The following is a 26,678-nucleotide window of genomic DNA, read 5'->3' as shown; positions in this document are numbered from 1 at the left end:
TTCAGATCAGGGCGAGAAACCGGTCCACGTCACCAGGCGTGGTGGACCAGCCGGTGACGAGCCGCGCACCTTCAAAACCAGCGCCATCCTCAGGGTAATAGCTCGCCCCACCAGCGCGGAGCCGGCTGTGCAGACCGCTCTCCCAGGTCGTGAACATCAGATTGGCCTCGACAGGGCCCCGCAGCGAGACGCCGGGCTTTGCAATAAGCCCTGCGGCCAGCCGCGCCGCCATGCGGTTGGCATGGGCTGCAAGGTCGAGCCAGAGCCCATTCTCCAGCCAGGCCGACATCTGGGCCGCCAGAAAGCGGTGTTTCGACACCAGATGCCCGCCGCGCTTGCGCCTGAGCTGGAATTCCCAGGCACGCGACGGATCGAACAACACCACCGCCTCGACCCCCATACAGCCGTTCTTGGTGCCGCCGAGCGAAAGGATATCGATGCCCGCGCGCCAGCTCAGATCGGCCGGAGAGGTGCCGGTCGCCACCACCGCATTGGCAAAGCGCGCGCCATCGAGATGCACCGGCAGCCCGAAGTCACGCGCCACCGCACAAAGCGCCGCGGTCTCGACAGCAGTATAAACCGTGCCGGCCTCGGTCACATTGGTCAGAGAGACGGCGCCGCGCTGAACGGAATGAACGCCGCCGGTGCCACGGGCCGTGATCACCGCGCGCAGCGCCTCGGGTGACATGCGGCCATGCGACCCCGGCACCGACACCAGCTTGGCGCCATGGGTGAAAAACTCGGGCGCGCCGCATTCGTCCCGGGTGATATGGGCCAGCTCATGCGCGAAAATCGCGCTCCAGGGCGCGGCGAGCACCGCCAGTGACAGCGCATTGGCGGCAGTGCCGGTCGGGACCAGGGCAATTTCGGCCTCGGGCGCGTCGAAAATCTCACGGATCTGCGCGGTCAGACGCAATGTCAGCGGGTCCGTCCCATAGCCGGGCGCCTGGCCCTCATTGGCGCGCACCAGCGCCGCCATGATCTGCGGCGCCACGCCGGAGCAATTGTCAGAGGCGAAATGCATCACTCTTCCTCACCGAGCAGGTAGTCTTCCCAGTCTTCCTCGGGAACCGTCAGTTCGGACACGGTCTGGCCCCGGATCGTCGGGCCGAGCCTATGGGTGCTGTCCGGATCGCCGGTGAGCAGCGGATGCCAGTCGGGGAGCGGCTCGTTGTAGTAAAGGCGCTTATAGGCGCAGGTTTCGGGCATCCAATACGCGGATTTCGCCAGCGTTTTCGGCGTCAGGAATACGCATTCCGGCACATGTTTCTTGCGGTTGGGGTAATCCGAACACAGACAGGTCGCATTGTCGAACAGGCGGCAGGCGACGCGGGTGAAGACCAGCTCGCCCGTATCCTCGAATTCCAGCTTGTTCAGGCAGCATTTGCCGCAGCCATCACAAAGCGCCTCCCATTCGGCAGGAGTCATCTTTTTGAGCGGGACGGTTTCCCAGAAACGGGGGCGCAGGCTGGACATAGGCGCTATTTGATCCCGCGCATCGCGAATGGAAAGGGGGGCGCAAAAATCTTTGCAGATTTTTGGGCCGGTTTCTGTACAGAAACCGCGGCGTCAGCCTGCAGCGAGCACCGCCCGCGCCTGATCGCAGTCCTCGTTCATCTGGGTGATCAGGGCCGGCAAACCGTCGAATTTCAGCTCTGGCCGCAGGAATTCCACGAGCGCCACCGAAAGGTGGCGGCCATAGAGATCCCCCTTGAAATCCAGCAGATAGGTTTCAAGATTCGGCGCCACGCCGTTGAACATCGGCCGCACACCAAGGCTCGCGGCCCCCATATAGCTGCCTTCCTGTGGGCCCGAAAGCACATCGACCCTGACCGCATAGACCCCGAAACGTGGCAGATGCAGCCCGGTCAGATCCATATTCGCGGTCGGGAAGCCCAGCTCGCGGCCGCGTTTCTCGCCATGGATCACCGCGCCTTCGATCCGGTGCAGGTGCCCCAGCATCGCCGCCGCATCGCCGGGTCGCCCCTCACTCAGCGCATCGCGGATCGCGGTCGAGGAAATGCCGATCCCGCCTTGTTTCAGCAAAGGCGCGATGGTGGTGGTAAAGCCATATTTCTCGCCCAGCCGCTTCATGTCTTCGGCGCGGCCTGCGCGACCCTTGCCGAAACAGAAATCCTCGCCGATCACCACATGGCTGATGCCAAGGCCCTCGGCCAGAACCTTGCGCGCGAATTCTTCGGGCGTCAGTGCCGCGAGACCCGCATTGAACGGCAACTGGAACAGATGTTCGACCCCGAGCTTTGCGAGCCGGTTCGCCCGCGCCTCGGCATTCATCAGCCGGAACGGGCCCGCATCGCGCTGGAAGAACTGGCGGGGATGCGGCTCGAAGGTCACGATCCCCAGTGGCGCCGGCCCCCGGGCCAGGTCGATCACCGCCTGATGCCCAAGATGCACGCCATCGAAATTGCCAAGGGCGCAGGAGGTTCCACGGCCCGCAGCGTCAAGCCAGTGCCAGTCCTGATGAATCTGCATTCTTCCCCGCAGGCGTTTCGGCCACGGCGCAGATCATCTGGCCTCAGATTGTCCTGCGTCAGGCCCGGTCAGTCGAATTTGCGGCTTGGTGCCAGAACGACAGCCTCACCCTTCAGGACCGTTGTTTTACCGACAGACGCGGTGGTTTCAAGGGTAACCCGCCGTTTCGCGTGATCAATCGCAAGGACCGTCACTTCTGCGGTCACCATATCGCCGGGGCGGACAGGGGCCATGAACTTCAGGCTCTGACCCAGATAGACGGTGCCATGGCCGGGAAGCTGTTCGCCGATCACCGCCGAGATGAGCCCCGCCGTCAGCATGCCATGCGCGATACGGCCCTGGAAAATCGTGTCCTGGGCATAAGAATCATCCAGATGCACCGGGTTGCGGTCGGTCGAGACCTCGGCAAACAGTTCGATATCGCGGTCGGTGATCTGTTTCGTCAGGCTGCGGCGCATCCCGATTTCGAGATCCTCGATACAGATCGTGCCGCGCGGCTGATTATGGCTGTGGTCGAACATCATGGCTGATCCTGTGGGGACGAATCCTTTCCGTCAGCCACAGGTTTACCAGATGCTGCGGTGCAGAGCAATCCGTGGCGCAAGTAATTTGCGATTGTGTGCCCATAATCGGAATTAAATTACCACACCAGATCCTCGCACTGCCTCAGGCCAAAGCGGGAATCGCAAAAAGCGGCGCCTGCTGCTGCGCCGCGAGCCAGGCGTTCAGCCGCGCCGGGTCGGGATGCTGCGCATCTGTGCCGAATTCTTCGGCATGAATGCCGCCGGTGATGAACAGAGCATCCAGATCCTCGGCCCCGGCGCCCCGGATATCGGTCGGCAGGCCGTCGCCGATGCAGAGAATGCGCATGTCATCGCGCCCGGTCAGCGCGGCCAGCCGGCGGCGCGCCAGGTCATAGATCGGCGGATGCGGCTTGCCGAAATACAGCGTCTCGCCGCCCATTTCTTCATAGGTCTGGGCCAGCGCACCGGCGCAATAGATCCGCCGGTCCCCCCAGTCGACAATGATATCGGGATTGGCGCAGAGCATTTTCAGCCCGTTGGTTTTCGCAAGCAGCAGCTCGGCCCGGTAATCGGCCGGGGTCTCGGTCAGGTCATCCCTGAGACCGGTGCAGACGATGCCCTCGGCCTCGGCCAGCGACACGAGGGTAACCGGTGCTTCGGCCGCTGCCAGACCGGCGAGATCGGCGGCAAAGGTGGTGAAGAAGGACATGTCCTTTTCCGCGCCAATATGGAACACGCGCCGCCCGACCGCCCCGGTCAGGAGCCCGAACTGCGCCGCATCGCCCGAGGTGGCAATCTCGTCCCAGGCATCGCGCGGCACGCCGATCCGGTCGAGCTGCGCGATCACCGCCTCTTTCGGGCGCGGCGAATTGGTCAAAAGCAGCACCGTCACCCCACTGGCCCGCGCGGCCTGCAAAGCTGCGACTGCGGCCGGGAAGGCCTCTTCGCCATTATGGACACAGCCCCAGAGATCGCAGAACAGCGCGTCGTATGTGCCGCTTATCTCGGCAAGGGACGGGATCAGGGTGGTCCGGGGCGGCAGAGACATGGGGCGCTTCCTTTCAGCAGGCAGGTTAAGGCATAGGCGAGCCAGACCGGAATGGCAAAGGCCACAGTAAAGCCCATAGTAAAGCCCATAGTGCGGTCCGGGGCATGGTTGCAGGGCCAGGGGGGCGGCTTACGCTTGCTCCTGTCGGAACATGCGCTATAGGACCGAAAGACACCGGCAAAGGTCCGGTTACCACTGGTTACCACTGGGCCGGCACCCACAGGGCCGGATCCCACAGGGCTGAAACGGGGGCGTCATGCCGGAAGATACCGTAACTGTCGGCATCATCATGGGGTCTCAGTCCGACTGGGCCACGATGAAAGAGGCCGCGCTGATCCTTGATGAACTGGGGGTCCCCTATGAGGCGAAGATCGTCTCGGCCCATCGCACGCCGGACCGGCTCTGGGAGTATGGCAAGACGGCGGTGGCGCGCGGGCTGAAAGTGATCATCGCGGGCGCGGGTGGTGCGGCGCATCTGCCGGGCATGATGGCGTCCAAGACGCGGGTGCCGGTGATCGGCGTGCCGGTGCAGACGAAAGCGCTTTCGGGGGTCGACAGTCTTTATTCGATCCTTCAGATGCCGAAGGGCTTTCCGGTCGCGACCATGGCAATAGGTGCAGCAGGCGCGGCCAATGCGGGGCTGATGGCGGCGGGGATCCTTGCCGTGTCAGATACGGGCCTTGCGGCGCGGCTTGATGCCTGGCGGGCGGAGCTTTCCGCCTCTATCCCTGAGGAGCCGAAAGATGAGTGACGCGATGAAGCCGCTGGAGCCTGGCGCAGTGATCGGCATTCTGGGCGGTGGCCAGCTCGGGCGGATGCTTTCGGTTGCGGCGAGCCGGCTGGGCTATGTCACCCATATCTTTGAGCCGGGCGCGGCGCCGGCGGGGCATGTGGCGGCCCGCGTCACCACGGCGCCCTATGAAGATCTCGATGCGCTGCGGGCTTTCGCCGAAAGCGTCGATGTCGTCACCTATGAATTCGAGAATGTGCCGACCGCCGCGCTGGATGCGATCGAAGAGGTGCGCCCGATCCGCCCCAATCGCCGGACGCTGGCGATCAGCCAGGACCGGATCACCGAAAAGCAGTTTCTGACCGGTCTTGGCCTGAAAACCGCGCCTTTCGCGCAGGTCGACAGCCATGCCGATCTGGTCGGGGCCGTCGCGCGCCTTGGGGTGCCTTCGATCCTCAAGACCACACGCTTCGGCTATGACGGCAAGGGTCAGCTGCGGCTGGCGCCGGAGACCGACCTCGCCGCCGCCTGGGCGGGCATGGCGGGGGCGCCTTCGGTGCTGGAGGGCTTCGTATCCTTCGAGCGCGAGATTTCGGTGATCGCGGCCAGGGGCGCGGATGGTCAGGTCGCGGCCTTTGACCCGGGCGAGAATGTGCACAGCGAAGGTATTTTGCGGACCACGACGGTTCCGGCCCGGATCTCTCCGGCCCTGCGCAGCGATGCGGTGCTGATCGCGGCGCGGATCCTCAACGCGCTGGATTATGTCGGCGTGATGGGGGTGGAGCTGTTTGTCACCCGCGAGGGGCTGCTGGTGAACGAGATCGCGCCCAGGGTGCATAATTCCGGCCACTGGACGCAGCAGGGCTGTGTGGTGGACCAGTTCGAACAGCATATCCGCGCGGTGGCCGGGCTCCCCCTCGGGGATGGCACCCGCTACAGCGATGTGGTGATGGAGAACCTGATCGGCGCCGATGTCGAACGCGTGCCGGAGCTTTTGCGCGAAAGCGGCGTGGCGGTGCATCTTTACGGCAAGGGCGCCTGGCGCGCGGGGCGCAAGATGGGCCATGTGAACCGGGTCGTGAAGGGCTGACCGGGGCGTCTCTGGCTGAGCGGGAGCCTCCGGCGGGAGTATTTAAGTCAAGAGGAAGCAGCATCCGTTTCGCGGGCGAACCGGCCATGGGCGAGGAAATGCAGGGTCTGGCGGATGACGCCGGGCGCGAACATCATCCAGGTATGGCTGACGGGGAGGGTGATATGGTCGCTCATGCCCTCGAGCCTGGTGCTGGCGACGCTGACCTTGCCGTCATCCTCGCCCGGGATCAGCGATGAGAACCAGGGGCTGACGGAGCGGCTTCCGGCGATGATCCCGAGCGGGAAATCGGCAGGCGGCAGACGGTTCGGCCAGCTGTCCGGGGCGGTGCCGAGCGAAAGCCCCGCCGGCCCGTTCACCCAGCGAAACGGAGCGAGCGCGCCGAGCCGGTCAACGATTTCCGATCCGTGATTGGGCGGCGCCAGCATCACGACGCGGCCGGGCGGCGGCAGCGCGTTGCGGCTGAGCCAGTCGCGCAGCAGGATCCCCCCCATCGAATGGGTCACGGCATGAAGCGGCCGCCCCATCTCCAGCGCCGCGCCCAGCTGGCGGTCCAGAAGCGCGGGCAGCGCGGCAACCGCCATTCTGGTCGAGGGATAAGCGATATTCACCACCTCATACCCGGCGGCCTTCAGCCGCAGCGCAATGGGCAGCAGCGAGCGCTGAGAGCGGGCAAGGCCATGGATCAGGGCCACGGTCTCATGGCGGGCGCGGCCGGGGGCAGGCCGCAAAGCGGGCCGGGAGAGGCTGCTTTGCCTCAGCATTCAGGCGACCCCGTATCGCCCTCGCCCCGCGCCTGGCCCTCGCGCGCCGCGCGGGCAAGCGCGATAAAGCGGCGGCGGAATTCGGCGATCTCGCGCTCGTCCAGCTCTTCCAGATCCATCAGCGCATTATGGGCGCCCTGGGTTGCCCGGATCAGCTCGTCCAGCTTCAGCTGGATGGCGGCTGTGTCATGGTCCTGGCTGTTCTGGATCAGGAAGACCATCAGGAAGGTGATGATGCTGGTGGTGGTATTGGCGACCAGTTGCCAGGTGTCTGACCAGCCGAAAAACGGCCCGGTGATGCCCCAGGTCAGCACGAAACCCGCGGCCATCAGCAGCGTGGCGGGGCGACCACAGGTCCGGGCGCAGCTTCGGGCGACGGTGGCATAGCTCATGACGATCAATCCCCGGGCAACTGGTGATCGCGTCAATCTGGGGCAGAGGACGGCTCTGGACAAGATGCGTATTCCGGACGAGCCTTGCCCGGTTGGTGAGGGGGCAGTATGAGCCGGGCATTTGTAAATGAAGACGCCGGAGCGGACCGGCCCGATCTGCCGGAGCTGCCGCTCTCAAAGCATCCGAATTATGTCACCCTGCGCGGGCTGGCGGATCTGGAGGCGCGGCTGACGGCGCGGCTGCGCGACCTTGCGGCCTTGCGGGCGCGGGCAGATCGGCTCGACAAGCTGCCCGAAGCGGCGGCAGAACGCGATATCCGCTGGCTCGAGGCGCGGCTCGCTTCGGCGATCCCGGTCGATCCCGCCGCCCAAGGCACCGAAGAGATGGCCTTCGGCCTCCAGGCGCTGGTGGCGGATGAAAACGGCACTGAGACGCTTTATGAGATCACCGGCGAAGATGAGGCGGATCCGGGCCAGGGCCGTATCGCACCACATTCCCCGCTTGCCCGCGCGCTGATCGGCGCGCGGCCCGGCGATGAGGTGACCTGGAAACGCCCCGCAGGCGATCTGACCCTTGAAATCCTGGCAATCCGCCGCCCGGCCGCGCCCTGACTTCCTCTTGACGTAAATACTCTCCCGCCGGAGGCGCTTGCCGCGACAGCGGCAAAGAAAAAGGGCGGCTCTGATGAGCCGCCCTTTCCAAATGTCCCATGAGGGATGGATCAGAAATCCATACCGCCCATGCCGCCGCCCGGCATTGCCGGAGCAGCACCTTTGTCGGCCGGCTTGTCCGCGATCATGGCTTCCGTGGTGATCAGGAGCGATGCGACCGAGGCTGCATTCTCCAGAGCGGTACGGGTCACTTTCGCCGGGTCGATCACGCCGAACGAGAACATGTCGCCATATTCTTCGGTCTGAGCGTTGAAGCCGAACGAGGTCGAGGAGGATTCGCGGATCTTGCCGGCAACAACCGCACCGTCAACGCCCGAGTTTTCCGAGATCTGACGCAGCGGCGCTTCCAGCGCGCGGCGGATGATCTGGATGCCAACGTCCTGGTCGGAATTGCCGCCCTTGAGGCCTTCAAGAACCTTGCCGGCCTGAACCAGAGCCACGCCACCGCCGACGATCACGCCTTCCTGCACCGCAGCGCGGGTTGCGTTCAGAGCGTCATCAACGCGGTCTTTGCGCTCTTTGACTTCGACTTCGGTCATGCCGCCGACGCGGATCACTGCAACGCCGCCAGCCAGTTTGGCCACGCGCTCTTGCAGCTTTTCTTTGTCGTAATCCGAGGTGGTTTCCTCGATCTGGGTGCGGATCTGGGCCACGCGGGCTTCGATCTCGGCTTTCTCGCCAGCACCGTCAACGATGGTGGTGTTGTCTTTGTTGATCGAGACTTTCTTGGCGCGGCCGAGCATGTCGATGCCGACATTTTCCAGCTTCATGCCCAGATCGTCCGAGATCACCTGGCCACCGGTCAGGATCGCGATGTCCTGCAGCATCGCCTTGCGACGATCGCCGAAGCCCGGAGCTTTGACAGCAGCAATTTTCAGGCCGCCGCGCAGTTTGTTGACGACGAGGGTCGCCAGCGCTTCGCCTTCGACATCTTCCGCGATGATGATCAGCGGCTTTTGCGACTGGATCACAGCCTCCAGCAGCGGGACCATCGGCTGCAGCGACGAGAGTTTTTTCTCGTGCAGCAGGATGTATGCGTCTTCGAGATCCGCAATCATCTTGTCAGCATTGGTGACGAAGTAGGGCGAGAGGTAGCCGCGGTCGAACTGCATGCCTTCGACAACCTCAACCGAGGTCTCCAGGCCCTTGTTCTCTTCGACGGTGATCACGCCTTCGTTGCCGACTTTCTGCATCGCGTCAGCGATGAAGCGGCCGATGGTGGCTTCGCCATTGGCCGAGATGGTGCCGACCTGTGCAACTTCGTCCGAGTCTTTGACCGGGCGCGACGCCGCGCGGATCGCTTCGACGACTTTGGTGGTCGCGAGGTCGATGCCGCGCTTCAGATCCATCGGGTTCAGGCCGGCTGCGACCGAACGCAGGCCTTCCTTGATGATGGCCTGGGCCAGAACGGTAGCGGTGGTGGTGCCGTCGCCTGCTTCGTCATTGGTGCGCTGAGCGACTTCCTTGACGAGCTGAGCGCCCATGTTTTCGAACTTGTCCGAAAGTTCGATCTCTTTGGCAACCGACACGCCGTCCTTGGTGATGCGCGGAGCACCGAACGACTTTTCGATCACGACGTTACGGCCTTTCGGGCCCAGCGTCACTTTGACCGCGTCAGCGAGAACATTGACGCCGCGCAGCATGCGGTCACGAGCGTCGGTGGTGAATTTAACGTCCTTGGCAGCCATTATGCTGTCTCCTTGGATGTAAGTTTCAGGAAAAAGAAAGCGCGGCTCACGGCAAAAGCCGGAGCCAGCCCGTCATCACGAGATGATGCCGAGGATGTCGCTTTCTTTCATGATGAGCAGTTCTTCACCTTCGACGGTGACTTCGGTGCCCGACCATTTGCCGAACAGCACGCGGTCGCCAGCCTTGACGCTCGGAGCGATCAGCTCGCCCGAATCTTTGCGCGCGCCTTCACCGGTCGAAACGATTTCGCCCTCAGCGGGCTTTTCTTTCGCGGTGTCCGGGATGATCAGCCCGCCCTTGGTTTTTTCCTCGGACTGGACGCGGCGGACCAGCACACGGTCATGCAGCGGTTTGAAAGCCATCTGGTAACACTCCCTTAAGGTTCCAGGTTGAATGTGATCAGCACTCACCCTGGAGGAGTGCTAACGGGACAACAGGTAGGTAAACCCCTCTGGCCTGTCAACCGCTTCTTCCGGCTTTTTATCCGCATTATCGCCGCCAGTTCCGGCGTCTGATCTGGTGGCCCTGGAAAGCAATCGCGGAGACGTCAGCCGAGACATGCATGGGCGGCCTGCGTCTTGCCTTGGTCTTGCCGCGCTGAAATGTCAGTCTGGCCAGGGAACAGTGCCGCGCCGCGCGGCCTGTGCCCGTTTTGCCGCCCATTTTGCCGGAGCCCGTCATGAAACATCTCGCCGTCGCAGCCTTTGTGCTTTTCGGGCTTGTCGCGCAGGCTGCGGCCTATTGTGCCGGGACCAATCTGGTCGACCAGATGCTGCCCGGCGATCTGAAAGAGATTCGCGCCCGCGCCGATGCGGTCCCCTTTGCACGCGGCAATTTCTGGACGGCTGAAAAAGAAGGTCATGCGATGACCATCGTGGGCACTTATCATATTGATGATCCTCGTCATATGTCGGTCATGGCCGCGCTGAGCGGGCGTATCGCCGCGGCCACCGAGCTCTTGGTCGAGGCCGGCCCCGAAGAGGAAGATGCGCTGATGCAGGCGATGGATAAAAACCCGTCGCTCATGTTCATCACCGAAGGACCGAGCCTGCTGGAACGCCTGCCGCGCGATACCTGGCGGCGGCTTTCCGAGGCGCTGGAGGCGCGCGGCATACCGGGGGTTTTCGCGGCCAAGTTTCAGCCCTGGTATGCCACGGTGGTGCTGGCGATTCCGTCCTGCATGATCGCCGAGCCCGATCTGAAAAACGGGCTCGACGCGCAGCTGATCGAGGCGGCCGGCGCGGCCGATGTGCCGGTCCGGGCGCTGGAGCCCTATGACACTCTGTTCACGATGTTCGGCGCCCTGAGCGAGGAACAGTCGATTGCCATGGTCGAGGCCTCGCTGGCGATGGAGGGGCAGTCTGAGGATATGGCGGTGACGATGGCAGATCTCTATTTCGAGGCAGATTCGCGGATGATCTGGGAGCTGAACCGGCTCTTCGCCTATAAGCAGCCCGGCTATACCAAAGACCAGGTCGATGCCGAGATGGCGGTGATGGAGGATGTGATGATGATCCGCCGCAACCGCGCCTGGATCCCGGTGATCGAGGCGGCGGCGGCAAAGGGGCCGCTGGTCGTGGCCTTTGGCGCGCTGCACCTCTCGGGCGAGGAAGGTGTGCTGAATCTGCTGGCCGAAAATGGCTGGATGATTTCCGAACTCGACTTGGCGGGGGGCGTATCGCCGCCCTGATCCGCCGCTTTTGTGCCGGCACAGGCGGCAGATCGGGGCTGGGCGCAAAGATATCCTGCGAATATCGGCATTGTCCGGTCGACGGCGGGCGGTCACGGCGCTATTTCTTGCCTCGGGCCCACCGGCTGCTGCCGGGAGGAAACCGCGCCGCGGCCGGGCCATGCTCCCGGACCGGGCGGGATGATCAGATCCGAAGGATGTCGCCATGACGCGCAATACCGAAACGCTCCTTTTCATCGACGGCCAGTGGCGCGCCGGAACCGGGGGGCGGGTGATTCCCGTGATCAACCCGGCAACCGGTCGCCAGATCGGCACCGTGGCCCATGCCGCGCGCGAAGATCTTGACGCGGCGCTGGCCGCGGCAGAGCGCGGGTTCCGGATCTGGAAAAACACCTCCGCCTTTGAACGCGGCAAGATCATGCGCAAGGCGGCAAACCTTCTGCGCGACCGCGCCGATGCTATCGCCGTGCTGATGACGCTGGAAAACGGCAAGCCGCTGGCGCAGTCAAAGGTCGAGATCGCCGGTGCCGCCGATGTCATCGACTGGTTCGCGGGCGAGGGCCAGCGCAGCTATGGCCAGGTGATTCCGTCGCGCGCCCCCGATGTGCTGCAATTCACGGTGAAACAGCCGGTCGGCCCTGTCGCGGCTTTCACGCCGTGGAATTTCCCGCTCAACCAGGTGGTGCGCAAGCTTTCGGCCGCGCTTGCGGCGGGCTGCTCGATCATTGTGAAGGCGCCCGAGGAAACCCCGGCCTCGCCGGCGGAACTGATCCGGGCCTTCCAGGATGCCGGTGTGCCGGCGGGGGTGGTGAACCTCGTTTTCGGTATTCCGGCTGAGATTTCCGAATATCTGATCCCGCATCCGGTGATCCGGAAAATCAGCTTCACCGGCTCGACCCCGATCGGCAAGCAGCTGGCGGCCCTGGCCGGGCTGCATATGAAACGGGCGACGATGGAGCTTGGCGGCCATGCGCCGGTGATCGTCGCGGGCGATGCCGATCTCGACCTCGCCGTGTCGCAGATCGCGATGCATAAGTTCAGGAATGCAGGACAGGTCTGCGTCTCGCCGACCCGCTTCCTCGTGCATGATGACCTCCACGCGGCCTTTACCGAAAAATTCACCGATTATGCGGCAAAGCTGAAGGTGGGCGACGGCATGGATCCGGCCACCGAAATGGGGCCCTTGTCGAATGAACGCCGCATTCCTGCGCTGGAGGCGCTGATCAATGACGCGGTGGAAAAGGGCGCACGTCTGACCACCGGCGGGCGCCGGATCGGCAATGAGGGCTGGTTTTTCGAGCCGACCGTGCTGGCCGATGCCCCCCTGTCGGCCCGGATCATGAACGAAGAACCCTTCGGCCCGGTGGCGGTGATCAACCGTTTCTCGACCATCGACGAGGCCATTGCCGAGGCGAACCGGCTGCCCTTCGGCCTTGCCTCCTACGCCTATACCTCTGACACCGCCACCGCGACCCGGCTCGGGAATGAGATCGAGGCGGGGATGCTGACGATCAACCATCTCGGCCTCGCGCTGCCGGAAACGCCCTTTGGCGGCATGAAAGACAGCGGCTACGGCACCGAGGGCGGATCAGAGGCGATTGAGGCCTATCTCGAAACCCGTTTCGTGACCCGCAAAGGCTGACGCGGTCGGGGCCGCAGGTGCCGGATTTTGCTTTCTGTCGCTGCGGTCTCTGGAGCCTCTCTCAGTCATATGGCAAAGCTGCCTGCGGCGGCGGATGCCGCAGGAATGAGAGAGGTGATTACAAGTGAAACGGTTTTTGACGATCCTGGTCGTGGCAGTTTTCGCGGCTGTCGCAATGGTCGGCTATAGATATGTGTCCTGGGTCATGAACTGGACCAGCGCGGATACGCCTTTCGACGAGGTCGGGATCGACCTGCACAAATATATGCCGGGCTTCGTTCAGGACTGGGGCTGCGCCCAACTCTTTGCCGAATTCGGAGATAAAACCCTGCCGCCGCATGGCTGCCGCGGCAAAGGCGGCTGGCCGTCGTAAAAAAGAGCGGGGGCGCTGCCCCCGCACCCCCGGGATATTTGAGGACAGAAAATGAAGTCTGCGGGCTTTGTCATTCTCTGTCCCTGAATATCCCCATCAAAGCCATTTCCGCTGGCGCCAAAATGAACTGAAATTCCTTATAACCTGCCTGTGACGAGTGCTCGCAATGTTACAGAAATGTGCACCAGATGGCGCGTGCGGGATTGATCGCTTTTAGATCCGTGCCTTCCGCCCTCCTCTGCGGCACGGCCTATGCTTTGGTCGGGCTTTGACGATGGGTCGCGTATGATACCAGCCGCCGCCGTGATCGGCACAGATGGTTCCCGCGATTGGCCCGAGGGCTTTTGTGTGTCGAGCGGGTGGCATCATCGCCTTCCTGATACCGTGGCCGGCCATGCCCAACTTGTGCAGCTCCGGGCCTTATCACAGCCGGCACAGATCAAAGCCTATGCCCTTTTCTGAGGCATGCGGGCAAAGACCGACCGGAGCAATCCCGGGGTCATCGCGCGGTTCATGCCGTTCAGGCCAGAAGCGGGTAGAAGATTGCCGGAAGAGAAGCTGCGCGTTCTCAGAATGTTGACAACACAGGGCACAGATCGCGGCATTTGCCAGAGGAGTTGTCACCCGTGTTGTGTTTCGGGCGGCGCGTTTTTCGCCGCCGCCCATGGTGCCTCCGCCGCCAGCTTTCTGCATGGGGGCTTCGTCGGCCCCAGGGTGATCACCGCGCGGATCGGGTCGCTTTTCGACAAGGACCAGCAGCGCGTGACCCATGCCGCAATCACCGGGAACGAGCGTCTGGGCGAGGTTCTGTCCTGTGCCATGGCGTTACAGCAAGCCGCAGCGCCGAACATGCCGCCCGCCGGAAAGCAAAGATCGCGCTGCGAACCTGCCGGAAAAAAGCCTCCCGGTCGCAAAAGATGGTTCGGCAAACGTGCGGACGGCGCACCGCTGAAACGGCGGCACATCACGCGGCCGAATGAATGGGGTGACACGAAGAGCCCTTTTCTATGTGCCGGCTGCTGTTCGCAATCGGGAATCTTGCGTGGCTGCGGAAGTCGCTCATAGGTATCCGGCCAGTCTGATCGGCGCGAGGGCCGTGGCCATGACGGGGTTACGCACGCGCCTTGGACTCAGCAGCGGACAGGTCGACGAAGACCCAATGGGCTCTCAGACTCTGGGGTGGAATCAATCCGTTCCATGCTGTTTTCTCTCTCGCGAACTCGATGATGGCGGTGGGACGGCAGATCGCGCGCGTCGCCATGTCTCTGTTTTCTGCTGTGTCGAAACTGGTGCCGTGGCGCAGGAGGCTCCGGGCGATCCGGGCCAGTTTGCTGGCCAAGGCTATGGCCGCCTTGTTGCCGGGCATGCGTGTCACCGCTCCGGCCAGCCAGCTTCCAAAGCTATAGTTCGGCCAGAGATGGGGACGCATCATGATGATCCGTGCCGCCTCGACCAGGAGCATCCGCAAATAACGGCTGCCGCATTTGGTGATCCGGCCAGGGATGATGCGGCCGCCAGTGCTGAACTGCTGCGGCACCAGCCCGCGCCCCGCGCGGCAAAATCCCGATCGCAGTCGAAGGGCTCTCCCGATCCGACAGCAGCCACCATCGCTGTCGAAATCATTGGTCCGATACCAGGGATCGACATGATGCGCCTACAGGTCTCGTCGCTTCGGCTGACGTCCCTGATCTCATCGGAAACATGTTCAATGCGCTGATCCAGCCGCCGCCAATCGTCGCGAAGGCCAGTCAGTCCGCTGCGCATTCGGGTCGATGTCTCGCCCTGACGGCTCTCAAGGATCGCATCGAACGAAGTGTCCAGCGCCCGGAGGCCCGGAGGCCGGGACGAACAGGGATCCCCTGTTCAATGAGGAAGGCTCTGATCTGGTTGATCCTGGCAGTCCGCCGCGACACCAGACGCAAGCGCACCCGGTGCAGTGCCTCAGGATCGAGCTGGTTCTGGGTTTTCTCGGGGACAGACAGCAGGTTCGGACGCAGAGCGGCTTCGGCGATGGCCTCTGCATCATTGCAAAGGTTCTTCTGGCCCTTATTGAAGGGCTTCACATAGATCGCCGGGATAATCCGGGGCTCGAAGCCCAGGCCGCGCAACGTAAGACTGACATTGTGGGCGCTGAGACACGCCTCCATTCCGACTATGCCTCGCGCAAAGCCAGCGAAAACCTCCTGCAGCGCGAACCGCCTGATCTTCTGTCGTAAAACAACCTGACCGGAGCGGTCAAAGCCGACCAGATGAAACCCATCCTTGCCGACACCGACACCGACACCGACACCGACACCGGGAAGGCCTTCGATCTTTCCCTGCCTCCTGTCAAACATGGCGGCTTCTCCTTGTGGCGCGGTTGATCCCGGTTCAGGATAACCCAACGGTCGGGGAAGCAGCCGGCATATCCCATTGGCGGGCGTTCGTCCGCCCCGTAGCAATCATTACGAGCTGCGGCCGTATCCCCCCAGGCGGCCCTCCTCGTCCAAAAATCGTCACAGGTTCATCGCATCGCCGTTCGCAGGGCAACTGCTGGTGAAGGTGAAGGTATAAACGAAAGCAGACGAAGTCTGGATCAGCAGCATCTCCACGGACAGCACCATTGTCCGCGGAACCGATGTAGATCGCAGCGAGCCAGGATGGAACATCACGTTCGAGACGCATGCGCCTCCCCCGGAGGATGTGCCGCTGAATCTCTCCGCATCATACAAGGGTGACGCGCTGAATGACCTGCCGCCGGCATTCTCTGGCGATGGCAGTCTCAGGTTTTCCGGGCCGGTCGCAAAATTACTGATGCAATTCAGCCTGGGTAACGGGTTTCCCGCGCCTGTTCTTCTCTGTCGTCATGACAGGACGACGCCCGTCGACAAGAGCTACTGCGTATATGGCCCATTTGACCGCAAGGACGGCAGCTTCATATCAGAACTCAGTAAAGACATCAGAAGCAGTTCCTTCAAGAAATTCCAAACCCTAACGAATGGAAGATGCCCTGGGACCTGAAGGATGATGACATAGCCGTTCTGGAGACAGCTCTTGATGGTTCCGAAATATGGGTAGCCCGAACGCTTTTCGGATCTGTGTTTCTAAAAGGAAATGTGGTCGCCGCCCTTCAAAAGCAGGGTAAGGGCGGGTGTTCAAAGCGAAAAAATGCCGACTTATTCGTCTGGGTTAGTTGCGCGGATGTGAATCGCGACCGGCAGCTTCGTCCGCATAGCGGCCATGGTTGGCCCTGTCTGGCGCCGCTGGCAGGAAGCGCGCGGCCAGATCGGCGCACAGAGCACGAAGATGCCGCTCAGTCCTTGGGTTTCAGTATGTTCTGAGCAGCACGGGTTGGGGAGATTGCCTGGGGGCGGAGGGGTGCGAGAGCATTTCGCGAAAGCGTGGCACGGCAGGCAGGAGCACCACCGTTCGCCATATCAAACACTGAGTTCGGGTTGAGGCGCTTTTGCCCGCTCTGCATTGCGGCTAATTTTTGTCCAGCTTTCACGCAGCAGAGGCCGTGCCATGACATCAAATCCCACCTGGGTCCTGAAGCGCTTTCCGACCGGCATGCTTTCACCAGATGACTTCGGCCTTGAGGATCGGGACGCCCCGGTCGCGCAGCGCGGGGAACTGCTGGTTCGTACGTTGTGGCTGTCGGTCGATCCCTACATGCGTGGACGGCTGAGTCCGGCAAAGAATTATGCGGCGGGCCATAAGATTGGCGAGATGATGGTGGGCGGCGGGGTGGGCGAAGTTGTCGTCTCGGAATCCCCCCTGTTCCAGCCCGGCGACATTATCCAGGCTGATGATTTCGGCTGGCAGCCGCTGACGACCGTTTCCGCGAAGACCGCCCTCCGGCTCGATCCCGCCGCAGCGCCGGTGCAGACTTCGCTCGGATGCCTGGGCATGCCAGGCCTCAGCGCTTACTTTTCGTTGCTGCATGTTGGGCGGCCAAAGCAGGGTGAGACAGTGCTGATCCCGGCTGCCTCCGGGGCACTTGGTCAGATCGCCGGCCAGATTGCCCGCATCAGGGGCCTTGATCCGGTGGCGATTGCCGGGTCGGATGCAAAGCTCGACTGGTGCAAAAGCATCGGTTATCGCACCGGAATAAACCACCGCACCACCGGTGATCTGACCGGGGCAATTGCCAGGGCCTGCCCGTCAGGCGTCGATGTCTTTCTGGACAACACTGCCGGTCCGATCCATGACGCGGCGCTTCTTAACCTTAACACTTTTGGTCGCATCGTCGTGGTCGGCACCGTCGCCCGTGCCGACAGGTTCGATCAGCCGGATATCGGCCCCCGCTTCCTGCGCCGGATCCTCGTGACCCGCGCCCGGATCGAAGGCTTCCTGCTGGATGATTTCGAAGCGCAATATGGCGAAGCACGCCAACAGCTGACAGAATGGTATCAGCAGGGCCTGCTTGAGACCCGCGAGGATGTGGCCGAAGGGATCGAGGCGGCCCCCCTTGCTCTGATCCGCATGCTGAAGGGTGAGAATTTCGGCAAGCAGCTGGTGCGGGTCTGATCCCCGCGCCGGTTGCCGTCATGGGCAGGCGGTCTGTTGTGCAGACAGCCGGACAATGCAGGTGAAGGGTATGGACAGCCTCGACGACATGCTCCTGCTGCTTGAGGTCGCCGAAGCAGGCAGCTTCACCAGGGGGGGCCAACGCATCGGCCTGCCGAAATCCACGGCCAGCCAGCGCATTGCGCGGCTGGAGGCGCGGCTGGGCCTGCGGTTGCTGAACCGATCGACCCGGCAGGTCACGCCAACATCGGCGGGGGAGGTCTATCTGCAGCATTGCAGGCGTGTCCGGGATGAGGCCCGCGAGGCAGCTGTGGTGATGGGGCACCTGAAGACAAGGCCGGAGGGCCAGCTGCGGATCACCTGTCCCGAGATCACCGCAGTCCATTTCATGCCTGGCTTCCTGCATGCCTTTGCACAGGCCAATCCGGCCATCTCGGTGCAGCTGATCGCGATCAATCGCCCGCTGGATTTGCTGCAGGACAGGATCGACTTTGCCTTCCGGGTTGGAGCACCGCAGGGCCAGGACATGATCTTGCGTCGCATCTCGGCAATCCGTCGGGTGGTCGTGGCGGCCCCGGAATATCTCGAGACCAGCTTGCCGCCCCTGTGCCCCGCTGATCTGACGCAGCACCGCTGCCTCATCTATGATACGCATCCGCACTGGACCTTTGCCGGGACAGAGACCCCGGATCTGCGGCCGACCGTCTCCTTGTCCTCGGATTCCATGGGCTTTCTGCTTCGGGCCTGCCTTCAGGGCAGCGGCATCGCATTGCTGCCCGCCTATATCTGCCAGTCCGCGCTTGCCTCCGGTGCATTGGTCCAACTGTTACCCGACTGGCTCCCGACACCCTATGAAATGTCCATGATTTTCCCCAGCCGCGAAAACCCCTCCCGCGCCCAATTGGCATTTCGCGACCATGTGGATGGCTATGACTTCTCCACCCTGGCGGGGGCAGAGCTGGGGCCCGTCAGCGGCCCGTTTGACTGATCGAATCTCAGGCCACGGCGGGGGCGCCGGTGAAGCGAAGGGCAGCTTTGTCCTCGTGGCCGCCACATTCGGCCCTGTCGAACGCCGCTGGCAGGGCCAGCTGTCCCGCGCGACACTTCAGGCCCATTGCAGGGCACTCAGGCTGGCCGCAACAAGGTGAGGCGATCGCTTATGCAACGGAAAACGCGGCCCATAGCCGCAGCTCAGTTCCCCGGCAGGCTGCATGACCGCATACCCCAAAGCTGCCGTTCGTCTGGCGCCGAAGTCACCCGCGATGGCAACGCGAGGCCTTGCCAAAGCCTGCGGGCGAGCAGACCCAGCTGGCCCCGCTGTTCAGCGCCTTGGCGCGGATCAGCGCCTCTTTCGCGCGCTGCTGCCGGATCTCGGCCGACCCGGCCTGTGCGCCGTTCACCATCCAGCTGAAACCGGTTGCCGGCCTGGGATCATCGATCTGCGTTGCATCCGCCATACCCGGCGGGCAGAGGATGACTGTTACGGCGACAAGGGCCGCATATCGCGTCGTCATGATGCGTAAACCCGCTGTTTTCGAATTCTGGATAGGTCCAGATCGTAAAAAGCGAGTTAGCCGCGCTTAATCCGGCGAGATTCCGCAAGGAATAAGGTCATTCCGGGGCAATGCCCTGTCATGCGGTCAATTCGAGGGCAGGATACGGTGTTCGACCCTCCAGTCAGGCATCCCAAAGCCATCGGGCCACGGATAGACCTCTTTCTGGTTGAAATACAGCGCACCCACCAGCAGCGGCAGATCAGGCCGTGCTTCGCGCACCTTTTCCTCCCAGGCGGCGACATAGGTTTCGCTGCCGGAATAGCCGACCTCGGCGACCACCACGGGCTTGTTGAACCCCTTTACCTCATTATAGCGTTCGGTCAGCAGGCTCGGGTAGTCCTGCGCCCGGCCCAGGATCGCCCGGTCCCAGGGCTCGTAACCAAAGATCGACAATCCGATCAGATCGACGACATCATCGCCCGGATAGTAGTCGCTGGCATTCAGCAGCCCGACCGGCGACCAGACCATGTTGATCCTGGGGGCCTCCGCCCGGCAGATCTCGGTCATCCGCCGGAACGAAGCGATGTAATCCTCGGGTCGCCAGGCCGACCAGATGAACTGTCCGTCATCGGTTTCCATCTCATGCGCCCAGCGGACCGAGACCGGGCTTTGCAGCTGACCGATCACGCCGCAGACCGCCTTCATATTCGCATCGTAATAGCCCTGCCGAATGCCATTCAGCAGGAAGTCGGCGGTATTGCGTTCATCGCGGGTCCAGGTCCATGGCTCGACCGTGATCATCAGCGCGCGCTTGCGTTCCAGCGCATAGGCATCCGCCTCCAGCAGGGAGGCGAGGTTGACGTCTTCCCATGGCATGAAGACATGCTCGACCGTGAGTTCGCTGTCCGAGGCGAAATAGCCCTCGGGGTCATAGGCGCCGAAGGGCAATGTGCCCGGTGGCGCGGCAAAGGCCACCGGAGCCACGAACAGGGCCGAGGCCATGAGGGCGGCGCGAGGGGCGTATGTGCGGATCAGTGACATGGGTCTTTCTCCTTTCCCCTTGATTTTCATCGGGTGATCCAGCCGGGATCCCAGATGAAGTAGATACGGTCATTGGCACCATAGCCGGCGCCCGCGATGCCGTATTCGGCGCGAACCAGACGCAGCGGTTCCAATCCGAAGGCCAGCGCATGCATGCTTTCCACGCCGCGCCAGCTGAACCCAAGGGCAACTGTGGCCAGCACGACGCCTGCAGCGGCGGTCTGGCCCAGCGTGGACAGGCCGGATTGATGGCGGATCGCGCCCGTCTCGCGCAGATGGTGCCAGACGATGACCACGACCAATGCGGTGTAAAGCGCCGCGTTCAGCAGCGCGAGCAGCAGAAAGCCGCGCGCATTGGCCAGCTCGGCGCTGAACAACACCGGCAGCGTGGCCCCAAGCGCGAGCAGCGTATAGACCGCCAGCACCTTCAGGGGCAGAGTCCGCGCCGCGGCCTCCCCCTTCGGCGTGATGCGGAAATCGACGAAACTGCCGGTCAGCCGGTCGCGGACCGCCATGGCGCAGCCCCACAATGCCCAGGGCCACTGCATCGCAAGGAACAGTGCCTTCTCCCAGCTGATCACGGGCGCATCGACCGGACGGAAGAACCCGTCATGGCGGATGCGGAGAGCGATCAGCAACAGCACAATGACCGGCGGAACCGCATGCAGCAGAAAGCCGGGATAGGTCACATTGGCAAAGCGCATGTCAAAGGCCAGCGCGACCATCGGGGCCAGATACATCATCAGCGCGGTCAGCGCGAACAGCGGATACCAGAGCTGGCAGAACACGAACAGAAAGCGCAGCCGCGGCGACAGTTTCGGCAGGTATCGCCCGCTATGTTGCAGCAGCAGCGACAGCAGGCTGCGCGACCACTGGAACTCCTGCGTGACCAGATCGGTCACGCTGGCCGGACCATCGCCGATGGCGATAGCGTCGATGGCATGCACCCCGCGCCAGCCGCCCGCGCTCAGCAGCATGGTGGTTGAATGATCTTCGGCCAGTTCGGGGCCCAGACCACCGACCTGCCGGAGCGCCCGGGTGCGCACCGCGTAATGTGATCCGATGCACATCGGCGTGAACAGGCGGGTATAGCCCATCTGGAACAGCCCGTGAAACGCCGCCTCGGTATGCAGGCGGGTTCGCGCGGCCCAGCTTTCGGTGGCATTGGCCGCACAGATCGACGGCGCACTGACATAGCCCACCTGCGGATCGGCAAAGGGGCGGACCATTTCGCGCAAATAGCCGGGCTGCGGCACATGATCGGCATCGAGCTGCGCCACGATATCGTAGTTGTCATAGCCCCAATGGTCGTAGAAAAACGCCAGGTTGCCCTCTTTGCAGCGGGTGCGGCGCGGCCAGACGGGTTGATGATAGGCAGGAAACCCCTTTCGGGTCGAGATGTGGACGCCATGCGCCGCACACCAGGCGCGGGTTTCGGGCGAGGGGTCTTCATCCGCCAGCCAGGTGTGATGCGGGTAATCCTGCGCCAGCATGGCCTCCAGCGTCCGGCGCAGGATGCAGAAGGGTTCGGACGGGGTCTTGGTCACGATCATCGCCACCCGCCACTGTCCGGGCTGCGGGTCCGGCGCGGCAGAGCGCGCCGCCATCAGCAAGACCACCACGAAAAACACCTGCAACCACTGGATCCACAGCAGCGGAATGGTGGCAAACAGGAAGGGCACCCAGCCCACGAAATGCGCCGGGTCCAGCCACCAGATCCAGAACCAGGCCACCGCCAGCGCCCATAGCAGGCAAAGCGTGAGATAGATCACCCGCTGCCGCCGCGAGAACAGGGAAACGGCAAACCCGTTGCGCCCCTGCGGCACTGTCACAGGCGCGCGGTCACGGCGGGGCGAGACATAGGGCGGACGTGCCGGGCGGTCGGTCATGGCCGCACCCCCGCCGGGATCAGCCCGAACCACGGCGCCGCATCGGCGAGCAGCGTCGCCAGATCCGACCGCTGCGCGCGAAAGCCCAGCCGGCGCGCGGCCTCGGCCGGGTCGGCCACCAGTTCGGCCGGATCGCCGGGGCGGCGGGCATCCCAGATCACCGGCACCGGCCTGCCGGTCAGCCAGGCGATCCCGGTCAGAATGTCGCGCACCGAAAGCCCGCGTCCGGTGCCAAGGTTCAGCACCATGCTTGCGCCGCCCTGCAACAGATGACCAAGCGCCAGCACATGCGCCGCCGCCAGATCCTGCACATGGATGTAATCGCGGATGCAGGTGCCGTCGGGCGTTGGATAATCGCTGCCGAACACCCGCAGCGACCCGCCCTGACCCGAGGCCGCGCGCAGGGCCAGCGGGATCAGATGGGTTTCGGGGTCGTGCCTTTCGCCCAGGGCCCCCTCGGGATCGGCCCCGGCGGCGTTGAAATAGCGCAGCGCCACAAAGCGCAGCCGGTGGGCGGCGGCGTGGTCGGCCAGCATCCATTCGCAGATCAGCTTGGTGCGGCCATAGGGGTTGATCGGGTGCTGTGGCAGATCTTCGCGGATCGGCAACCGGTCGGGGATGCCATAGGTCGCACAGCTTGAGGAAAATACGATCCGGTCAAGGCCCGCCTGCGCACAGCCCTGCAGCACACCGGTCATCCCGCCAATGTTATTGTCGTAATAGCGCCCGGGATCGGACATGCTTTCCCCGACATAGGCCGAGGCGGCGAAATGGATCACAGCGCTGCAGCGATGGGCGGTCAGTGTGCGCGCCACCAGATCGGCATCCCGCACGTCGCCCCTGACCAGCGGCCCGAATTTTACCGCATCGGCATGGCCGGTGGACAGGTTGTCCAGCGTCACCGGCAGATACCCAGCTGCCTTCAGGGCCTTGCAGGCATGCGAGCCGATAAATCCGCCCCCGCCGGTTACAAGGATCGCGCGTTCCATGTCAGCACACCATGGTCGTTTCGCGCAGCTCGGCCTGCACCCGGGCGGTGAACCAGCCGATTGTCGGCTTCAGCCCCTGTGCCAGCGACATTTTCGGCGCCCAGCCCAGCAGATCGCGCGCGCGCGCAATATCCGGGCAACGCTGGCGCGGATCATCCTGCGGCAGCGGTCGGAAGGTGATTTCAACGGGCTTTCCAAGGGCATCGCGCACGGTTTGCGCCAGTTCCAGCATCGTGAATTCGCCCGGGTTGCCCAGATTGACGGGCATCTTCTCATCGCTGGCCATCAGTCGCATCAGCCCGTCGACCATGTCATCGACATAGCAGAAGCTGCGGGTCTGCGCCCCGTCACCATAAATTGTCAGCGGCTGTCCCCGCAGCGCCTGCACCACGAAATTCGACACCACCCGGCCATCATCGGGATGCATGCGCGGACCATAGGTGTTGAAGATGCGCGCGATGCGGGTTTCTGCCCCCAGATGGGCACCGTATTCCCAGAACAGGGTTTCCGCCGCCCGCTTGCCTTCGTCATAACAGGCGCGGGGGCCGACCGTGTTCACATTGCCCCGATAGCGCTCATGCTGCAGGGTGATCTCGGGATCGCCATAGATTTCCGAGGTCGAAGACAGCAGGATCCGCGCGCCCTTCTCCGCCGCCAGGCGCAGAAGAGTCATCGACCCCTCAAAGCAGGTGCGGATCGTATGAATGGGATCGCGCTGATACCGCGGCGGCGAGGCCGGGCAGGCCATGTTGTAGATTTCATCCACCGGACCAGCGATGGTCAGCGGGTTGATGATGTCCTGCAAGACAAAGCAGATCCGCGGATGCTGCATGTAATCGGCGATATTGGACAGATCGCCCGACAGCAGGTTGTCGACGCAGATGACCCTGTTTCCTTCATCCAGAAGACGCCCACACAGCGCCGATCCGAGGAATCCGGCTCCGCCTGCGACAAGCACAACTTTTCCGCTGCCGGGCAAACCCGAAGGGGCTGCCGACCTGTAATCAAAAGGCTGCATTGGCTTATATCCCGATGGGATGATGCCGCTGCATCATCCGCTGTGATCATTGCTGGTGCTTGCTTCTAAGGTGGAGGAGCTTCTGCGCCTGGGCGTGGCAGGAAAGGTCCGTGTCGCGATCAGGCAAAATGCTCTCGATACAACGTATGTCGCCAGGATCGCGCTGCGCCCCCGAAATGTCAAGAAATCGTCACATTTTGCCTTCGTTTGGGCACAATATGCCATTCGCCGCAGCTATTCGGTGCATCTTCGGGATCTTGCCGCGAGAATTGCAACCCACGGGTGAATTTGCTTGCCTTTTTTCAAATGAAAAAAACCTGGCCGATTCGGCTCGGAAGCTTCGCGATGGGAAATGACAGCGGCCCGGCCGAAGGATCGACCGGGCCGCCTGGGCAATTCTAAATCGGCATCAGCGGCTAGTGGAGGGTCAGCAATGCGGCCATCACATCGGGGCGCAGCACGCTGTCACGGCACAGAGCGGCGGCTGCCACCTTTGGACATGCGTCATTCATTGCCGCCAGTGTCTTGTGACCGGCAAAGCCGTCAGGCCTGCCCGGCGCGTGTCCCGCCGTGACCAGCCGCGTTTGCAGCAGATAGATCAGCGCATTTGGGTTTGCGCGCGCCAATTGGTTGCCCAGATCCTTCGTCACCCAATCATGATGCGTGGCGACTGCGCTGGCCAGCGCTGCGTAATCCGCCGTACCCCGGGCCTCGGCGGCCTGAATGCTGATGTCGAGCTGCCACCGATCCGGCTCGGTCAGCAGAGGAGCATAGGCTGACAGGGCCGCCCGCGCTGCGTCGCGGTCCTTGCCGATGTTCAGACCATTGCCATCGCGCAGCAGGATGATCAGCGCGCGTGCCGCATCGGCATCACCCGCATCGGCGGCCCGGCGCAACACCTTGACCGCCTCGGTGCCATCCGCCCGGACCGAAATGCCCCATTGCAGACGCTCAGCCTCCAGCACGGCCATCCCCGGTGCGCCGGCGGCTTCGGCCTTGTCGGCATAGGCGCGGTATTTCGCCCGGGATGTGCTGCCACCGCCAAGATAGCCATACATCGCGCCCCTGGCCAAGGTGACCCAGGCCGAGGCCATCCCTTGTTCCGCCGCCTGTTCCAGTAGCCGCTGGCCTTCCTGCCAATCCTGTTCGCGCCACATCAGCATTGCCCCAAATTGTGCAAGACCGGACCAGTCGCCCGCTGCGGCGGCGGTTTCAAAATACCCGCGCGCACGACGCAAGTCGCGGGGGACAACGTCGCCGTAAAGATACAGGCTGCCCAGTTCGACCTCTGCCCTGGCGCTGCCTGTGGCGGCGGATTTTTCCAGCAGCGCGATGCCGCGCCGGGTATCTTCGCCCGCCACGGGGGTGCTGTAGGCAAGCGCCAGCCCCTGCCGGATCAGATCATCGGCGGCAGGTGGCGTCTCGGCCATCAGGCCGGCCGGCAAGGCCGTGTCCGCGAACAGGGCCAGCAGCAGCAGACGAACAGAACGGAAGATGGAATCGCGACGCATCATCATTTTCCTCTCATCAAGAAAATGTCAGGCCGGATTTCAGGATCGTAGAAAGCGGTGATTCTGCCAAGGCCCCTGTCAGGCCGCTGTGAAAGGACCGCGCCTGCGGATTTCCGCCACTCGCCCGCCTGCGGCCGAAACGGCAGATTGCACAAACGGTGGTATCCCGCGTAGTGATGCGCAACCCGATATGGCAGCTGTCCCGCTGGACTGTCGGCCCGGCCCGTCTGACGTATCTCGGGATGGCGCGGGCCGCAAATTCCGGTCTGCCCACTGTTCCGGCTGCCCCAATGCACGGCATGGCTTGCCGGTGCGCGACCGCCCCGCTGCGACGGCGGGTGCCGGAATGCCCGCTCCTGGCGATTTCTGAAAAGGTGAACGACCCCTTGCGACCTCTGCTTCTTGCTTTCCTGCTGCCGCTGACCACCCCCGCCCATGCCGAACAGACAGCCGTAGGGGCTGCGGATTTCGACTGGCTGGCAAATGCCGCCGATACATGGCCCCGGCCAAAGCCCGGCGCGCCGGACCCGGTGCTGACGATATTGGACATGGCCCGGGCCAATGCCAGCTGGATCTGCACGCTTGCAGGCTCCGGACAGACATCGCGCTGCACGAAGGGCTAATCCAGACGCACTGCAGCCTCATATGTCAGCACGTCACCCACCGGGGGTTGAAGCTGCTCTGCAGCCGCAGCCTGCGTGAAAGGCCGCATTGGAGGGCTGCTGCGTGCTGTTTTCAGGTGGCTTTTCCTCCTTTATGGCAACGCTGAGGATCCCGGTCTGCGGTGCGCAGGAACGGCTGCTGGTCCAGGTTTGCCGCGACTGCCACGCCGCACTGCCTTCAGACCGCTCACCGCCGCGCCTGTGTAAAGGCTGCAATCTGTGATCCTTTCATAGGGTTGGGAGGCCTGGCATGGCGGGTTTCATCGGGGGTGTTCGCCGGGATCAGACATATTTTTCCCTGACCGGCTGGCTGACTGGGTCGCAGAAGATAACCTGGCCCGTATCGACGGTATTTTTGTCGATGACCCCGATCGGGCAGCGCCCGGCTTCCATCCCCACGCCGCTGCGCGGACTGGCCGTCCCGGATCCCGTCCGGCCGGCGGCTGGAGCGGGAGG

25 protein-coding genes and 1 pseudogene are annotated in these 26,678 nt (G+C 63.3%); 10 read left to right on the top strand and 16 right to left on the bottom strand.

What is annotated here, in order from left to right:
• Window position 1 precedes the first annotated feature (1 nt).
• From JC607_RS05595 to JC607_RS05575, 5 genes are all read right to left on the bottom strand, one after another.
• Window positions 2-1,024, bottom strand: coding sequence for a low specificity L-threonine aldolase (locus tag JC607_RS05595; protein ID WP_198835967.1), 1,023 nt, complete (start codon window positions 1,022-1,024; stop codon window positions 2-4).
• Window positions 1,024-1,476 carry a YcgN family cysteine cluster protein gene (locus tag JC607_RS05590; protein WP_198835966.1) on the bottom strand — a complete coding sequence of 151 codons (453 nt, stop codon included), beginning with the start codon at window positions 1,474-1,476 and terminating at the stop codon, window positions 1,024-1,026. The genes JC607_RS05595 and JC607_RS05590 overlap by 1 nt, the downstream gene beginning before the upstream one ends.
• A gap of 93 nt (window positions 1,477-1,569) precedes the next feature.
• A complete protein-coding gene (locus tag JC607_RS05585; protein ID WP_198835965.1) occupies window positions 1,570-2,493 on the bottom strand; it encodes a bifunctional riboflavin kinase/FAD synthetase in 924 nt (307 codons plus the stop codon).
• 68 nt (window positions 2,494-2,561) lie between these two features.
• Entirely contained in the window at window positions 2,562-3,014 is a 453-nt protein-coding gene (locus JC607_RS05580) for a MaoC family dehydratase (RefSeq protein WP_370584760.1), read from the bottom strand.
• A 145-nt stretch (window positions 3,015-3,159) separates the two neighbouring features.
• Window positions 3,160-4,065 carry a TIGR01459 family HAD-type hydrolase gene (locus tag JC607_RS05575; protein ID WP_198835963.1) on the bottom strand — a complete coding sequence of 302 codons (906 nt, stop codon included), beginning with the start codon at window positions 4,063-4,065 and terminating at the stop codon, window positions 3,160-3,162.
• A 256-nt stretch (window positions 4,066-4,321) separates the two neighbouring features.
• Here JC607_RS05575 and purE point away from each other — a divergent pair, with 256 nt between their 5' ends.
• The gene (gene purE / locus JC607_RS05570) at window positions 4,322-4,816 is read left to right on the top strand and encodes a 5-(carboxyamino)imidazole ribonucleotide mutase (RefSeq protein ID WP_198835962.1); all 495 of its coding nucleotides are present in this window, start codon (window positions 4,322-4,324) and stop codon (window positions 4,814-4,816) included.
• Window positions 4,809-5,885, top strand: coding sequence for a 5-(carboxyamino)imidazole ribonucleotide synthase (locus JC607_RS05565; protein WP_198835961.1), 1,077 nt, complete (start codon window positions 4,809-4,811; stop codon window positions 5,883-5,885). The genes purE and JC607_RS05565 overlap by 8 nt, the downstream gene beginning before the upstream one ends.
• Before the next feature lie 47 nt (window positions 5,886-5,932).
• On the opposite strand, the gene JC607_RS05560 is transcribed toward JC607_RS05565, so the two are convergent.
• Window positions 5,933-6,649, bottom strand: a complete 717-nt coding sequence (locus tag JC607_RS05560; RefSeq protein ID WP_198835960.1) for a triacylglycerol lipase — start codon at window positions 6,647-6,649, stop codon at window positions 5,933-5,935.
• Window positions 6,643-7,041 (bottom strand): low affinity iron permease family protein, encoded by a 399-nt coding sequence (locus JC607_RS05555; protein WP_198835959.1) that lies wholly within the window; start codon window positions 7,039-7,041, stop codon window positions 6,643-6,645. The genes JC607_RS05560 and JC607_RS05555 overlap by 7 nt, the downstream gene beginning before the upstream one ends.
• A gap of 108 nt (window positions 7,042-7,149) precedes the next feature.
• Here JC607_RS05555 and JC607_RS05550 point away from each other — a divergent pair, with 108 nt between their 5' ends.
• A complete protein-coding gene (locus JC607_RS05550) occupies window positions 7,150-7,653 on the top strand; it encodes a GreA/GreB family elongation factor (protein ID WP_198835958.1) in 504 nt (167 codons plus the stop codon).
• Window positions 7,654-7,763: 110 nt separating this feature from the next.
• On the opposite strand, the gene groL is transcribed toward JC607_RS05550, so the two are convergent.
• Window positions 7,764-9,401, bottom strand: coding sequence for a chaperonin GroEL (gene groL, locus JC607_RS05545; RefSeq protein WP_198835957.1), 1,638 nt, complete (start codon window positions 9,399-9,401; stop codon window positions 7,764-7,766).
• A gap of 75 nt (window positions 9,402-9,476) precedes the next feature.
• Window positions 9,477-9,764: a co-chaperone GroES gene (locus JC607_RS05540; RefSeq protein ID WP_198835956.1), complete on the bottom strand. Its 288-nt coding sequence runs from the start codon at window positions 9,762-9,764 to the stop codon at window positions 9,477-9,479.
• 317 nt (window positions 9,765-10,081) lie between these two features.
• On the opposite strand from JC607_RS05540, the gene JC607_RS05535 reads away from it, so the two are divergent.
• The 3 genes from JC607_RS05535 to JC607_RS05525 all read left to right on the top strand — a co-directional run bounded on the left by JC607_RS05535 (window position 10,082) and on the right by JC607_RS05525 (window position 13,107).
• Window positions 10,082-11,092 carry a TraB/GumN family protein gene (locus JC607_RS05535; protein ID WP_198835955.1) on the top strand — a complete coding sequence of 337 codons (1,011 nt, stop codon included), beginning with the start codon at window positions 10,082-10,084 and terminating at the stop codon, window positions 11,090-11,092.
• Between the two features lie 205 nt (window positions 11,093-11,297).
• Window positions 11,298-12,734: an NAD-dependent succinate-semialdehyde dehydrogenase gene (locus JC607_RS05530; RefSeq protein ID WP_198835954.1), complete on the top strand. Its 1,437-nt coding sequence runs from the start codon at window positions 11,298-11,300 to the stop codon at window positions 12,732-12,734.
• 124 nt (window positions 12,735-12,858) lie between these two features.
• The gene (locus JC607_RS05525) at window positions 12,859-13,107 is read left to right on the top strand and encodes a hypothetical protein (protein WP_198835953.1); all 249 of its coding nucleotides are present in this window, start codon (window positions 12,859-12,861) and stop codon (window positions 13,105-13,107) included.
• 1,249 nt (window positions 13,108-14,356) lie between these two features.
• Here JC607_RS05525 and JC607_RS05520 read toward each other — a convergent pair.
• A pseudogene (locus JC607_RS05520) lies at window positions 14,357-15,443 on the bottom strand (IS110 family transposase); the annotation flags it as partial.
• A 1,168-nt stretch (window positions 15,444-16,611) separates the two neighbouring features.
• Between JC607_RS05520 and JC607_RS05515 the strand changes: the two are divergent.
• Together JC607_RS05515 and JC607_RS05510 are read left to right on the top strand one after the other, a co-directional pair.
• Window positions 16,612-17,616 (top strand): NADP-dependent oxidoreductase, encoded by a 1,005-nt coding sequence (locus JC607_RS05515; protein ID WP_198835952.1) that lies wholly within the window; start codon window positions 16,612-16,614, stop codon window positions 17,614-17,616.
• Between the two features lie 70 nt (window positions 17,617-17,686).
• A complete protein-coding gene (locus JC607_RS05510; protein WP_198835951.1) occupies window positions 17,687-18,604 on the top strand; it encodes a LysR family transcriptional regulator in 918 nt (305 codons plus the stop codon).
• Window positions 18,605-18,869: 265 nt separating this feature from the next.
• Here the strand turns inward: JC607_RS05510 and JC607_RS05505 are convergent, their stop codons facing one another.
• From JC607_RS05505 to JC607_RS05480, 6 genes are all read right to left on the bottom strand, one after another.
• Window positions 18,870-19,130 (bottom strand): hypothetical protein, encoded by a 261-nt coding sequence (locus tag JC607_RS05505; RefSeq protein WP_198835950.1) that lies wholly within the window; start codon window positions 19,128-19,130, stop codon window positions 18,870-18,872.
• A gap of 126 nt (window positions 19,131-19,256) precedes the next feature.
• Entirely contained in the window at window positions 19,257-20,153 is an 897-nt protein-coding gene (locus JC607_RS05500; protein WP_233092696.1) for a glycoside hydrolase family 26 protein, read from the bottom strand.
• Between the two features lie 26 nt (window positions 20,154-20,179).
• A complete protein-coding gene (locus JC607_RS05495; protein WP_198835949.1) occupies window positions 20,180-22,042 on the bottom strand; it encodes a glycosyltransferase family 2 protein in 1,863 nt (620 codons plus the stop codon).
• Entirely contained in the window at window positions 22,039-23,031 is a 993-nt protein-coding gene (gene galE / locus JC607_RS05490; RefSeq protein ID WP_198835948.1) for a UDP-glucose 4-epimerase GalE, read from the bottom strand. Before galE ends, JC607_RS05495 begins: the two co-directional genes overlap by 4 nt.
• Window position 23,032: 1 nt before the next feature.
• Window positions 23,033-23,989: a UDP-glucuronic acid decarboxylase family protein gene (locus JC607_RS05485; RefSeq protein WP_370584756.1), complete on the bottom strand. Its 957-nt coding sequence runs from the start codon at window positions 23,987-23,989 to the stop codon at window positions 23,033-23,035.
• A gap of 476 nt (window positions 23,990-24,465) precedes the next feature.
• Window positions 24,466-25,566, bottom strand: coding sequence for a tetratricopeptide repeat protein (locus JC607_RS05480; protein ID WP_198835946.1), 1,101 nt, complete (start codon window positions 25,564-25,566; stop codon window positions 24,466-24,468).
• A 380-nt stretch (window positions 25,567-25,946) separates the two neighbouring features.
• On the opposite strand from JC607_RS05480, the gene JC607_RS05475 reads away from it, so the two are divergent.
• The gene (locus JC607_RS05475; RefSeq protein WP_198835945.1) at window positions 25,947-26,183 is read left to right on the top strand and encodes a hypothetical protein; all 237 of its coding nucleotides are present in this window, start codon (window positions 25,947-25,949) and stop codon (window positions 26,181-26,183) included.
• Between the two features lie 289 nt (window positions 26,184-26,472).
• The coding region (locus tag JC607_RS25330; protein ID WP_233092694.1) for a hypothetical protein at window positions 26,473-26,678 on the top strand (206 nt) is incomplete at its 3' end.

The sequence above is a fragment of the Paracoccus sp. IB05 genome, from assembly GCF_016405985.1.
Lineage (GTDB): Bacteria > Pseudomonadota > Alphaproteobacteria > Rhodobacterales > Rhodobacteraceae > Pseudogemmobacter.
This window is presented reverse-complemented; position numbering and strand designations above follow the sequence as displayed.

Coding starts and splice junctions, on each gene's coding strand:
- galE (WP_198835948.1), bottom strand. CDS start 23,031: ATGGAACGCGCGATCCTTGTAACCGGCGGGGGCGGATTTATCGGCTCG.
- JC607_RS05565 (WP_198835961.1), top strand. CDS start 4,809: ATGAGTGACGCGATGAAGCCGCTGGAGCCTGGCGCAGTGATCGGCATT.
- JC607_RS05505 (WP_198835950.1), bottom strand. CDS start 19,130: ATGACGACGCGATATGCGGCCCTTGTCGCCGTAACAGTCATCCTCTGC.
- JC607_RS05515 (WP_198835952.1), top strand. CDS start 16,612: ATGACATCAAATCCCACCTGGGTCCTGAAGCGCTTTCCGACCGGCATG.
- JC607_RS05535 (WP_198835955.1), top strand. CDS start 10,082: ATGAAACATCTCGCCGTCGCAGCCTTTGTGCTTTTCGGGCTTGTCGCG.
- JC607_RS05500 (WP_233092696.1), bottom strand. CDS start 20,153: ATGTCACTGATCCGCACATACGCCCCTCGCGCCGCCCTCATGGCCTCG.
- purE (WP_198835962.1), top strand. CDS start 4,322: ATGCCGGAAGATACCGTAACTGTCGGCATCATCATGGGGTCTCAGTCC.
- JC607_RS05595 (WP_198835967.1), bottom strand. CDS start 1,024: ATGCATTTCGCCTCTGACAATTGCTCCGGCGTGGCGCCGCAGATCATG.
- JC607_RS05575 (WP_198835963.1), bottom strand. CDS start 4,065: ATGTCTCTGCCGCCCCGGACCACCCTGATCCCGTCCCTTGCCGAGATA.
- JC607_RS05550 (WP_198835958.1), top strand. CDS start 7,150: ATGAGCCGGGCATTTGTAAATGAAGACGCCGGAGCGGACCGGCCCGAT.
- JC607_RS05590 (WP_198835966.1), bottom strand. CDS start 1,476: ATGTCCAGCCTGCGCCCCCGTTTCTGGGAAACCGTCCCGCTCAAAAAG.
- JC607_RS05480 (WP_198835946.1), bottom strand. CDS start 25,566: ATGATGATGCGTCGCGATTCCATCTTCCGTTCTGTTCGTCTGCTGCTG.
- JC607_RS05540 (WP_198835956.1), bottom strand. CDS start 9,764: ATGGCTTTCAAACCGCTGCATGACCGTGTGCTGGTCCGCCGCGTCCAG.
- JC607_RS05495 (WP_198835949.1), bottom strand. CDS start 22,042: ATGACCGACCGCCCGGCACGTCCGCCCTATGTCTCGCCCCGCCGTGAC.
- JC607_RS05530 (WP_198835954.1), top strand. CDS start 11,298: ATGACGCGCAATACCGAAACGCTCCTTTTCATCGACGGCCAGTGGCGC.
- JC607_RS05580 (WP_370584760.1), bottom strand. CDS start 3,014: ATGTTCGACCACAGCCATAATCAGCCGCGCGGCACGATCTGTATCGAG.
- JC607_RS05560 (WP_198835960.1), bottom strand. CDS start 6,649: ATGCTGAGGCAAAGCAGCCTCTCCCGGCCCGCTTTGCGGCCTGCCCCC.
- JC607_RS05555 (WP_198835959.1), bottom strand. CDS start 7,041: ATGAGCTATGCCACCGTCGCCCGAAGCTGCGCCCGGACCTGTGGTCGC.
- JC607_RS05585 (WP_198835965.1), bottom strand. CDS start 2,493: ATGCAGATTCATCAGGACTGGCACTGGCTTGACGCTGCGGGCCGTGGA.
- groL (WP_198835957.1), bottom strand. CDS start 9,401: ATGGCTGCCAAGGACGTTAAATTCACCACCGACGCTCGTGACCGCATG.
- JC607_RS05510 (WP_198835951.1), top strand. CDS start 17,687: ATGGACAGCCTCGACGACATGCTCCTGCTGCTTGAGGTCGCCGAAGCA.